The organism is Actinomyces wuliandei (assembly GCF_004010955.1).
Lineage (GTDB): Bacteria > Actinomycetota > Actinomycetes > Actinomycetales > Actinomycetaceae > Actinomyces > Actinomyces wuliandei.
Genome location: NZ_CP025227.1, coordinates 2,701,569 through 2,713,446, shown reverse-complemented (window position 1 = coordinate 2,713,446; position 11,878 = coordinate 2,701,569). Strand labels below are relative to the sequence as shown.

The window sequence follows — 11,878 nt, the reverse complement described above, 5'->3', positions numbered from 1 at the left end:
ACGTCAAGGCGCCCGGGGCGGGTAGGTGCGGCGGTGTCCGCTGTGCCGACCTCGCTGCCTGATCACTGTCTGGGCACTCCAGCGCAGGTTAGGGACCGCAGGAGCCGGACCCAGGGGAGGATCAGGGTGCTCCCCGATAGCAGGGGCAGGCGACAGCGAGCAGACTGGGCCGCATGACGACACAGACACCCGGGGCAGGCGACCGACAGCAGCCTGGTACCAGTCAGCAGGGCGGTTCTCGCACGGTCCTGGAGTGGATCGACGTGGCTGGGGACCAGCTTCTCGTTACCGTGAGGCAGCTCGTGGCAGGTGGCAGTGTCCGCCGCGTGATCCTGCGGGACTCCTCGGGGCGGGAGCTGCTCACTATTCCGCTGACTGCTGGTGCGGTAGTCGGAGGTGTCACGGTCCTGGCCGCACCAGTGCTTGCCGCTGTCGGCGTTGTCGCCGCCATGGTCACCAGGGTGACCTTGGAGGTGGAGCGTACTGATGCTGGGCCTGAGACGACAGCCGCTGGCTATGGAGCGGGTGGGAAGGCGGACGGAGTGGTGCCAGCAACCGGCACGGACCCGGCTCCTGAGGCCCTCCTCTCCCTCCCGCCGGGGGAGAGGAGGGCCGATGAGGTGTCCCCGGCCGCCGGCGAGACTGACTGAGGCGGGTGGAGCGGGGCGAGTGGAAGGAGGGCTGTCGGCCCGGAGCCTCTGGCTGCAGGTGGGCCGACGGCGACGTTTCGAGGCTGCCCTGGAGCTGGAGCGAACGAGTGTCGAGGGTCACTCGCCACAAAGTTGACCTGGAGTTCCGGAGGTGGTTAAGTACTCGTCTGTCGCCGGAAAGGGCAGTGCCCGGAACGGAGGCATACCAGACTCAATAACGTTCCGCTGTGTGGGTTACTCCATTCTGAGGTAATTGCAGCAGTCTTGGTGCGTTGTCGGGTTGCTCTTGCTGGGTTGTGCTGCTGCTGGTGTGGTGGTGTGGCTGGCTTGTGGGTGTGTTGGTTTGAGATCTCGATAGTGTGTCTTGTTTTCTTTTATGCCTGTGTGGGTGGGGCTGTTGTGGTCTGCTGCGCGTGTGTGTGGTGGGCTGTGGTGGTTCTGCCTGGTTTGTTGTGCTGCGTGTGGGGCTGCCTGTGTGGGTGGTCGTGCGCGTGGTTGTTCTTGTTTTTTTTGGAGAGTTTGATCCTGGCTCAGGACGAACGCTGGCGGCGTGCCTAACACATGCAAGTCGTACGGGCTGCGCCTGCTTTTTTGGTGGGTGTGGTCAGTGGCGAACGGGTGAGTAACACGTGAGCAACCTGCCCTCCTCTCCTGGATAACCTCATGAAAGTGGGGCTAATACGGGGTGTGCTCGTGCTGGTCGCATGGCTGGTGCGGGATAGGGCCTGCCTTGGGTGGGTCTGGTGGGGGATGGGCTCGCGGCCTATCAGCTTGTTGGTGGGGTGAGGGCCTACCAAGGCGGTGACGGGTAGCCGGCCTGAGAGGGTGGGCGGCCACACTGGGACTGAGACACGGCCCAGACTCCTGCGGGAGGCAGCAGTGGGGGATATTGCACAATGGGCGCAAGCCTGATGCAGCGACGCCGCGTGAGGGACGGAGGCCTTCGGGTCGTGAACCTCTTTCGCCAGCGGAGAAGGTCCTGCCCGTGTGGTGGGGCTGACGGTAGCTGGGTAAGAAGCGCCGGCTAACTACGTGCCAGCAGCCGCGGTAATACGTAGGGCGCTAGCGTTGTCCGGAGTTACTGGGCGTAAAGGGCTTGTAGGCGGCTGGTCGCGCCTGCCGTGAAATGCCCCGGCTCAACCGGGGGAGTGCGGTGGGTACGGGCCGGCTTGAGTGCGGTAGGGGAGGCCGGAACTCCTGGTGTAGCGGTGGAATGCGCAGATATCAGGAGGAACACCGGTGGCGAAGGCGGGTCTCTGGGCCGTTACTGACGCTGAGGAGCGAAAGCGTGGGGAGCGAACAGGATTAGATACCCTGGTAGTCCACGCCGTAAACGTTGGGCACTAGGTGTGGGGGCTCTTTTCCGGGGCGCCCGCGCCGCAGCTAACGCATTAAGTGCCCCGCCTGGGGAGTACGGCCGCAAGGCTAAAACTCAAAGGAATTGACGGGGGCCCGCACAAGCGGCGGAGCATGCGGATTAATTCGATGCAACGCGAAGAACCTTACCAGGGCTTGACATGTGGGTGCGGGCCGCGGAGACGTGGTCTTCTCCTGCCCCGCTTTTTTGGTGGGGTGGGGGGTGCCCTCACAGGTGGTGCATGGTTGTCGTCAGCTCGTGTCGTGAGATGTTGGGTTAAGTCCCGCAACGAGCGCAACCCCTGTCCCGTGTTGCCAGCACGTGGTGGTGGGGACTCTCGGGAGACTGCCGGGGTCAACTCGGAGGAGGGTGGGGACGACGTCAAATCATCATGCCCCTTATGTCCTGGGCTTCACGCATGCTACAATGGCCGGTACAGAGGGCTGCGGTGCCGTGAGGCGGAGCGAATCCCTTAAAGCCGGTCTCAGTTCGGATCGGTGTCTGCAACTCGACACCGTGAAGCCGGAGTCGCTAGTAATCGCAGATCAGCACTGCTGCGGTGAATACGTTCTCGGGCCTTGTACACACCGCCCGTCACGTCATGAAAGCCGGTGACGCCCGAAGCCCGTGGCCCTACGGGGAGCGGTCGAAGGCGGGGCTGGTGATTGGGACGAAGTCGTAACAAGGTAGCCGTACCGGAAGGTGCGGCTGGATCACCTCCTTTCTAGGGAGTTGTGGTGGCTGCCTGCTGGGTGCCTGGTCCTGGGCCTGTGGTGGTCTGGGGGTGGCTGGTGGGTGGTCCGTGCGGGTGTGGGAGGGGACGGCTGCTGTCCTGGTCCTTGTTGTTGGGGGCTGGGGGTGGTGGTTGCTGCTGGCTGCTGGGGCCTCGTGCTGTGGTGCGGGGTGCTGGGGTGGTGGCGGGGCACGCTGTCGGGTTCTGGGGCCTGTGCGTCCTGGTGGCCTGGTCCTGGCTGGTGCGCGCGTGCGCGTGTGGTGGCTGGGGCGTGGGTGGGGTGGTTGTGAACTGTATAGCGGGCGCGAGCGTCGGGCTGCCGTGCTGTGCCTCCTGGTTGTTCCCCTGGCGTTGTTTGTTGGGGGTTCGTGGTCCTTGGGTGGGCCGGTGGGGGGCTGGTGTGGTGGCCTGTCGTGGTGTTGATTTTCGCCGCCCGCGCGCGCGTGTCCTGGCTGGCCTGGGTGGTTCCTGGGTGGTGGGGCGTGTGGGTGCGGGTGGTGTGGTGTGTTCTTTGTGTGCTGTGTTGTGGTGTGCTTGTTTGTGTGGGCGCTCGGTGGATGCCTTGGCACCAGGGGCCGATGAAGGACGTGGTGGCCTGCGATAAGCCTCGGGGAGCCGGCTGGCGGGCTGTGATCCGGGGGTTTCCGAATGGGGGGACCTGGCACGAGCTGTGTCGTGCCACCCGTGGCCGGGGCGTGTGCCCGGGTCGTGGGGGGTGACGCGGGGAAGTGAAACATCTCAGTACCCGCAGGAGAGGATATTCCGTGAGTAGTGGCGAGCGAAAGCGGAGGAGGGCCAAACCGTGCGCGTGCGTGGACCCGGCAGGGGCTGCGCGTGCGGGGTTGTGGGGCCTGGCCGTGGCTCTTCTGCCGGAGGGCCGCGTGGTGCTCGTGCTGGCAGCCGAGTCCTCTGGGAAGGGGAGGCGTAGAGGGTGAGACCCCCGTAGGTGAAGCCGGCTGGGCGCGCGTGGGCTGGGTTCCCGTGGTAGCACGGGGTCCGTGGAGTCCTGTGTGAGTCTGCCAAGACCGCTTGGCTGCCTGAATACCTCCTGGTGACCGATAGCGGAGCAGTACCGTGAGGGAATGGTGAAAAGTACCCCGGGAGGGGAGTGAAAGAGTACCTGAAACCGGGCGCCTGCGAGCCGTCAGAGCCTCCTGCCGGTGTGGTGGGGGGTGGTGGCGTGCCTTTTGAAGAATGAGCCTGCGAGTCAGTGGCGTGTCGCGAGGTTAACCCGTGGGGGGCAGCCGTAGCGAGAGCGAGTCCTGTCAGGGGCGGTTCAGTGGCGCGTCGTGGACCCGAAGCGGGGTGATCTACCCATGGCCAGGCTGAGGCGCGTGTAAGAGCGCGTGGAGGGCCGCACCCACCTGGGTTGAAAACCGGGGGGATGAGCTGTGGGTAGGGGTGAAAGGCCAATCAGACTCCGTGATAGCTGGTTCTCCCCGAAATGCATTTTGGTGCAGCGTCGCGTGGTTCCCGGCGGAGGTAGAGCGACTGGGTGGCTGATGGGCCCCACAGGGTTACTGAGGTCAGCCAAACTCCGAATGCCGTCGGGGTGGAGCGTGGCAGTGAGACCGCGGGGGATAAGCTCCGTGGTCGAGAGGGAAACAGCCCGGACCGCCGGCTAAGGCCCCTAAGCGCGCGCTAAGTGGGAAAGGATGTGCGGCCGCGCAGACAACCAGGAGGTTGGCTTAGAAGCAGCCATCCTCGAAGGAGTGCGTAACAGCTCACTGGTCAAGTGGTCGTGCGCCGACAATGTAGCGGGGCTCAAGCGCGCCGCCGAAGCCGCGGGCCCGTCGCGTGTCCCTGGCTGTCCTGCCTGTGGGTGGGGTGGTCCCAAGGGGTGGCGGGTGGTAGGGGAGCGTCCCGCACGGGGTGAAGCCCCGGGGTGACCCAGGGGTGGACGGTGCGGGAGTGAGGATGCAGGCATGAGTAGCGATACTAGGGTGGGAAGCCCTAGCGCCGAATGACCAAGGGTTCCAGGGCCAGGCTAGTCCGCCCTGGGTGAGTCGGGGCCTAAGGCGAGGCCGACAGGCGTAGTCGATGGATGACGGGTTGACATTCCCGTACCGGCTGGGTACCGACCGTGCTGACGCGCGGGTGCTGACCTGTCCTCGTGGTGGTCTCCTGGCGGCCTGTGGCCGTGGGGGGGCCTGGGGGCGGGGACCCTCCGTGCTGGTAGGCAAGCGTGTTAACAGGGGTGACGCACAGTGGTAGCCTCCGCGGGCCTGATGGCTTGGCCCGTCCAAGCGCGCAGCCTGTCCCCCAGGCAAATCCGGGGGGCGGTCCTCCTGCCCGTTTGGGGTGGGGGGGCGGTGGTGAGGCGTGATGGTGACCCTGCCCGGTGGGGTGGGGGAAGCAGGGTGATCCTGGGGTGCCGAGAAAAGCCTCGACGCGATGGTGCCGGCCGCCCGTACCCTATACCGACACAGGTGGTCGGGCAGAGCATGCCTAGGCGCACGAGTGATTCATGGTCAAGGAACTCGGCAAAGTGCCCCCGTAACCTCGGGAGAAGGGGGGCCCGGGCCCTGAGGCCCCGCGCGGGCTAGGGGTGAGGGCCGCAGAGACCAGGGAGAAGCGACTGTTTACTAAAAACACAGGTCCGTGCGAAGCCGCAAGGCGAGGTATACGGACTGACGCCTGCCCGGTGCTGGAAGGTCAAGAGGAGCCCTCAGCCCCCTCATCGTGTGGGGGTGAAGGGGCGAGTCCAAGCCCCAGTGAACGGCGGTGGTAACTATAACCATCCTAAGGTAGCGAAATTCCTTGTCGGGTAAGTTCCGACCTGCACGAATGGCGTAACGACTTCTCCGCTGTCTCGACCATGAGCTCGGCGAAATTGCACTACGAGTAAAGATGCTCGTTTCGCGCAGAAGGACGGAAAGACCCCGGGACCTTTACTGCAGCTTGGTATTGGCGCCCGCCCCGGCCTGTGCAGGATAGGTGGGAGGCTGTGACCCCCGCGCGCCAGCGTGGTGGTGAGCCGTTGTTGGGATACCACCCTGGCCGTGGCGTGCGCCTGAACCTCGGTCCGTGACCCGGGCCAGGGACAGTGCCTGGTGGGTAGTTTAACTGGGGCGGTTGCCTCCTAAAGGGTAACGGAGGCGCTCAAGGGTCCCCTCAGCCTGGTCGGCAACCAGGTGGTGAGTGCAAGCGCACAAGGGGGCCTGACTGCGAGACCGACGGGTCGGGCAGGTACGAAAGTAGGAGCTAGTGATCCGGCGGCCCCGTGCGGGTGGGCCGTCGCTCAACGGATAAAAGGTACCCCGGGGATAACAGGCTGATCCTGCCCAAGAGTCCATATCGACGGCATGGTTTGGCACCTCGATGTCGGCTCGTCGCATCCTGGGGCTGGAGCAGGTCCCAAGGGTTGGGCTGTTCGCCCATTAAAGCGGTACGCGAGCTGGGTTTAGAACGTCGTGAGACAGTTCGGTCCCTATCCTCTGCGCGCGCAGGAGACCTGAGAGGGCCTGTCCCTAGTACGAGAGGACCGGGACGGACGAACCTCTGGTGTGCCAGTTGTCCCGCCAGGGGCACGGCTGGTTGGCCACGTTCGGGACGGGTAACCGCTGAAGGCATCTAAGCGGGAAACCAGCCTCAAGACGAGGTCTCCACCACCTTGCGGGGTGGGAAGGCCCCCAGCAGACCACTGGGTGGATAGGCCGGAGGTGGAAGCGGGGTGACCCGTGGAGCCGACCGGTACTAACAGGCCGACACAAGCACCCACACGCGCAGCCTCACGTGCTGGTGCGCCAGCCAGGAGCACGCACTGGTGCCACCACGACGACAGACCCCCCCCACTGTGGGGGGCGCGCCCGCTGTACGGTCCATGACCACCCCACCCCACCACCCCCCTCACACACAGAGGGGTGGGTGGGTGGCTGCCAGGCACCCACCCACCCCCCAGAAGGGGGGGTTGGGGGTCCCGGACCACGTCTCGGTGGTCACAGCGGCAGGGTCACGCCCGGTCCCATCCCGAACCCGGAAGCTAAGCCTGCCAGCGCCGATGGTACTGTCCCCGCCAGGGGACGGGAGAGCAGGACACCACCGAGCACACACCCACCCGGGGGGAGGAGGCCACCACGGCCTCCTCCCCCCGCTCCTTACCCCACCGACACCCCCCACCGGGGGGCCAGCAGGGACAAGGGACACCCGTTACCTTGTTGGTGGTCCCTGGTGGTCCGGGGTCGGGCTAGCCGCTGTGGGTATGATATCCTGCCCCTGTCTATGCAATGATCCGGGGGGTATTGTCACCCATGGTGGCGGGCGGATGGTGACCGCTGATAAGGGGGACGGACCGAGGCACCTTAGCCCTAGAGTCCTTTCGTAACGTGGGTGCGGGACCGTCTGCCTGACAGGCTGACCCACCAGCACACGGAAGGGCGCAGAATAATGGGTATCGAGGACGTGGACGTCTTCGTCGGTATTGATGTGGGTAAGGCTGAGCACTGGGCGACCGCCCTGACTACCGGCGGGAGGAAGGTCCTCGACAAGGCCCTGCCCAACGACGAGTCCAGGCTTAGAGGCCTGTACGAGCGGCTCGGCAGCCACGGCCGAGTCCTGGTGGCGGTCGACCAGCCGGCGACGATCGGCGCCCTGGCGGTCGCGGTCGCCCAGGCCATGGGTACCACCGTGGGCTACCTGCCCGGCCTGTCCATGCGCCGCATCGCGGACCTGACACCAGGCAGCGCCAGGACCGACGCAAAAGACGCGGCCGTGATCGCCGAGGCGGCCCGCACCACGCCCCACACGCTCAGGTCCATCAGCACCTCGGACGAGGACGCCGCCTCCTTGTCGATGTTGACCGGTTTCGACCTGGACCTGGCCCGCCAGGACCAGCCAGACCGCAAACCGTGTCCGGGGCCTGTACACCCAGATCCACCCAGCCCTTGAGACTGTGCTGGGGCCGTGGCTGGAGCACGACGCCGTGCTGGAGGTGATCGCCGCCTGGCCCACGCCACAATCACTGAAGAAGGCCGGCAGGGCGCGTATTGACGCCAAGCTCAAAGCCAACGGGTGCAGACGGCACACCACCTGGGCAAAGACAATCACCGACGCCCTGGGCAAGCAGACAGTGGTGGTCGTCGGCACCGACGCCGCTGGCGTGGTGCTGCCCCACCCGGGCCCCGTCCGGCTCACCACCTCCTGCACGCCCAGCGCGACGACGTCGCCGCCCAGGTTGAGGCCCTGGTGGAGGCCCACCCTCCTCACGCCGGTCCCTGGCCACCGGTGCCCGGGGTGGGGGTCAGGACCGCCGCCGTCTTCCTGGCCGAGACCCTCGGCAGATCCTTCGACACCGGCGCGCACCTGGCCTGCCTGCGCAGGCCTCACCCCACTCACCCGGCGGTCGGGGTCCTCCGTCCGCGGTGAGCACGTCTCCCACGCCGGCAGCAAGAGGCTCAAACGCGCCATGTTCCTAGCGGCCTTCGCCGCCCTCAGGACAGACCCGGCATCCCGCGCCTGCTACCAGCGCAAACGAGACCAGGGCAAGCGCCACAACCAGGCCCTGCCCGCCCTCGCCCACCGCCGCATCCTCACCCTCTACGCCATGACCCGAGACGGCGCCCTCTACACCCCCCAACCAACCCAACAACTACCCGCCGCCGCTTGACAAACAACATAGGGCCACCCCCCGCCTGATCACCTGCGTCCTGGATCCCGCACCCGGCAAGGAGCCCGTGACGCACCGGAGGCGGCCCTGGCCATCCTGTCTTCCCTGGTTGGCGGGGCGCGGTAGCGACCGGCTGCCGGGAAGTGGGTGGGTGCTTCCTGCGCGTCGGCCTGGGATGTGAACGTGATTTACATCTCAAAACAGAGTGGGTTCTTGCGCTCGCGCCCGACCGCGTGGGTATCGTATTTTGTCATTTCCGGGTGACCGGCGCCCCGTTACTGGCGCCTGTCGCAGACCGCAGCGGGAGAGGCGGGTGGCGTGAGCGCGAACAGGCTGGTGGGGGCTGCCGGATGTGGTGTTTGACTTCCTGGCGGCTCAGCGTGGTGAGCGGGCGTCCTGGCGCCAGCAGGGCGGAGAGGACTTCCGGGGGTGGTTCTCCACGATGCCTTCCTCCAACGGGAGTGTCCAGCTGCCGCCAGCGAGTATCGGGGGGAGCGTATGTGCGGAATCGCTGGTATAGTCACACCCAGGTTGTCACCTGACACTGAGCCGCGCGTGACGGCCATGCTCGACAGCATGGAGCAGCGAGGGCCCCATGGCTCCCGCGTCCAGACACTACCGGGGCACGGCGCCTTCGGGCACATGGCACTGCCTCTTTATGCCAACGCGACGGAACAGCCCTGGGTGGCCGATGATGGCACCGCCGTCACATTCAGTGGTGAGATATACAACGCGCGCGAACTGTCCTCAGAGGAGTTTGGTGCCGACACCAGGTTCCCCGGGGAGGCCCCCCTCCTAGCACTCATGGTCAAGCACCATGGTGCTGCGAGTCTGTCCCGACTCCGCGGGATGTACTCGATCGCGATATGGGATCCCCAGCGGGCCGAGCTGACCCTGGCACGAGACCGGCTCGGCAAGAAGCCGCTCTACTACACCTGGCAGCCGTCCGAGGCCGGGGACCGGGGCGAGGTGGTCTTCGCCTCCGTGCTCGACGCCCTGAGCTCGGGCCTGCACGACAGCCCGCCACCGGCGACGGAGGTGCTCACCGACTACGTGCGCACACGCTGCGTTCCCGCCCCCGGGACGGCCTTTCGCGGAGTCTTCAAGATCCGCCCCGGCGAGGTGATGACGATTCGGCACGGAAAGGTCTCCGCGCTACTCAACCGGTCTGTGCGAGGGGCCGGACCAGCACCCCGCACACCGGCACCGGACCTTCGGACCCTGCTGGCCCGCGCCATAGACCGCCGCACGGTCCCACTGTCGCAGCAGCCAGGGCTGTTGTTCAGCGGAGGGGTTGACTCGACGGCAGTCGGTGCGCTCCTCAACCGAGTAACCCCAAGACCGGTCGACGCCTTCTGCGTCGTGAGCTCGTCGGAGGAGGAGCGCTGGATCCGCCTCCTCGCCGACGACATGGGTGTGCGTGTCCACGTCGAGCACCCCAACGTGGACGACCTCGCGGACGAGTCGCTAGCGGCCCTGCAGGACCTGGACGAGCCCATGGCCGACCCGTCGCTGGTGGTGACACGCCGTGCCGCACGACTGGCCTCATGTCACACAGAGGTGGTACTGACGGGTGACGGCGCGGACGAGCTGTTCTACGGGTACCGGTGGTTTGAGGTACAGCATCTGCTGCACCTCCTGCGCCGCGTGCCCGACCCGGTCGTGAGGCAGTCGCTCCTCACCCTGGGATCCCAGAGGCTGCGCGGACTGGGACTGCCCATCACCCCGTTCGCCGCCGACATCGCCGCCAGCGTCGGCGCCCCGCCGGACAAGCAATTTCTGCTGGCGCACGCAGGGGCACCACCCGAGACCCTCCTCCGGCTCCTCGGCGGCTCCACTGCCGTCCACCCCGAGGACCACCGGACAGCCCGCAGCCGCGACGACGCGCTGGCGCGGTCCCGCGATGGCATATTCCGGCGCTTCCTCGTTGACCTGGTTATCACGAAGATCGATCGCGCGACCATGGCGTATGGTGTTGAGGCGCGTTCACCTTTCCTGGATGAAGACCTGGTCGCCTGGGGGCTCTCGCTCCGCCCCACGGACTGCCGTAGGGGACGGTTGGGCAAGGCACCCGTGCGAGCGCTGGTGAAGGACCTGGTGGGTCGACGCCCGGCGCTGCGCAGGAAACAGGGATTTCGTGCCCCCCTGGCGGCGGTCCTGCGAGGCCCCTTGCGCCCGCTCGTCGAGTCACGGCTGGCCAGCGACCGCTTGCGCGACACCGGACGGTGGGACCCTGTCACGGTCGACGAGCTCGTCCGGGACCACATGGTCCGCGGGGTGGATCGGACTCAGATCCTGTGGACGCTGCTCGTGTACGAGTCCTGGCGGGAGAGATGCGCTCAAGGGCACGAAGTGGGGGTGACAGCGCCCTGATGGCTATCGTGAACGTGTACGCCGCGCGCACCTGGGGCGCCATGGGCAATTTCGTGGCGGCTGCCCACCTCAGCCGAGTGCTAGCTCGCGACGGACGCCATACAGTCACCGTCACGGCATCGGAGGATCTTGTGCCGTTCATGCGAAGCGCCGGGCACGAGATTCGAGATATAAATCTGTTGGCGAACAGCCGGGAGGAACTCAACCGGACCTACCGGGGCTTCGCAGGTCGTTCCGCGGAGGCGCTGCCGCCGGGCTTCGAGACCAGCCGGACGGCTCCCCCGGTCGACCTTGGTGGCGTGGTGCAGGACCTGGAGCGGCAGCGCCCCGACATCGCCGTGGCAACCAAGGGGGTCATCGCCAGGATGCTGGTGTGGGCGGTCCGGGAAACCGGGCTAAGCACCAAGATCTGGCACTATGTGACGAACCCCGGCCTAGCCGAGATGCCCATGCACCACTGCCCGGACGCTCACGTCACCTCGGTACCGTGGCCGGGTAACAGGGACCGCCTGCTCCAGCTCGTGGCGCTCCCTCGCGCCAGCGTGCGTGTCACTGGTCCCCTGCTCGCCGCCCGTTCGATGCCGCCCGCCCCGGCAAGCTCCCCTGAGCCGCGACGTCCCGTCATCCTGCTATTCAACAACCGAGGCGGTTCCGTCTTCCCTGACGCCGTCGAACACCTTCTTCGGGCGCGGGACGACTTTAAGGTGGTCTACCTCACCGTGGACCAGCCCTCCGAGGCGGCCGCTCTGTCGAAGCCATTCGTCTCGCGGGGCTGGGAGATACACGAACGGCTTCCGCAGGAGCGGTACTTGCAAATCCTCGCAGAAGCATCGTGCTCCCCCGGCTCCTTCCTCGTGTGCAAGGCGAGCCCCGCAACCGTGTACGAGGCGGCCTACCAGGGAATTCCGCTCCTCGCGCTTCCCTCTGGGCTCCCGCAGGAGGAGTGGGTGCCGGAATTCGTCCTGCAACACGATATCGGCCGCACGGTGTACTCCGCTGATGAACTGATCCGGTGCATGGATCTCTGGCGGGTACCCGGCGCGACCGCCAAGATCCGAGCCGCGTGCGACCGTTTTCGCCGCACCCGGCTGAATCAGGCGCAAGCGGAGGAGAACGTCCTCCGCGTCGCGGACGACCTACTGCTCGAAGGAGTGTGAGCC

Annotated in this window: 3 protein-coding genes, 3 rRNA genes and 1 pseudogene; all 7 read left to right on the top strand. The window is 66.5% G+C overall.

Annotation, left to right across the window (positions count from 1 at the left end; all coding sequences use genetic code 11):
* Positions 1 to 173 precede the first annotated feature (173 nt).
* The 7 genes and pseudogenes from CWS50_RS11190 (at position 174) to CWS50_RS11160 (ending at position 11,875) form a co-directional block, all read left to right on the top strand.
* Entirely contained in the window at positions 174 to 650 is a 477-nt protein-coding gene (locus tag CWS50_RS11190) for a DUF4342 domain-containing protein (protein ID WP_127842852.1), read from the top strand.
* Positions 651 to 1,157: 507 nt separating this feature from the next.
* Positions 1,158 to 2,731 (top strand): 16S ribosomal RNA (locus tag CWS50_RS11185).
* Between the two features lie 539 nt (positions 2,732 to 3,270).
* Positions 3,271 to 6,459 (top strand): 23S ribosomal RNA (locus tag CWS50_RS11180).
* Between the two features lie 211 nt (positions 6,460 to 6,670).
* Positions 6,671 to 6,787 (top strand): 5S ribosomal RNA (gene rrf, locus CWS50_RS11175).
* Together the 16S, 23S and 5S rRNA genes form the textbook arrangement of a ribosomal RNA operon.
* 339 nt (positions 6,788 to 7,126) lie before the next feature.
* Positions 7,127 to 8,345: pseudogene (locus CWS50_RS11170) on the top strand (IS110 family RNA-guided transposase).
* A 564-nt stretch (positions 8,346 to 8,909) separates the two neighbouring features.
* Positions 8,910 to 10,718, top strand: a complete 1,809-nt coding sequence (locus tag CWS50_RS11165) for an asparagine synthetase B family protein (protein WP_164860136.1) — start codon at positions 8,910 to 8,912, stop codon at positions 10,716 to 10,718.
* The gene (locus CWS50_RS11160; RefSeq protein WP_127842850.1) at positions 10,718 to 11,875 is read left to right on the top strand and encodes a glycosyltransferase family protein; all 1,158 of its coding nucleotides are present in this window, start codon (positions 10,718 to 10,720) and stop codon (positions 11,873 to 11,875) included. The genes CWS50_RS11165 and CWS50_RS11160 overlap by 1 nt, the downstream gene beginning before the upstream one ends.
* Positions 11,876 to 11,878: the final 3 nt, after the last annotated feature.

Bases quoted from the DNA above. Each gene is read 5' to 3' on its own strand.
- CWS50_RS11190 (WP_127842852.1), top strand. From the start codon at position 174: ATGACGACACAGACACCCGGGGCAGGCGACCGACAGCAGCCTGGTACC.
- CWS50_RS11165 (WP_164860136.1), top strand. From the start codon at position 8,910: ATGCTCGACAGCATGGAGCAGCGAGGGCCCCATGGCTCCCGCGTCCAG.
- CWS50_RS11160 (WP_127842850.1), top strand. From the start codon at position 10,718: ATGGCTATCGTGAACGTGTACGCCGCGCGCACCTGGGGCGCCATGGGC.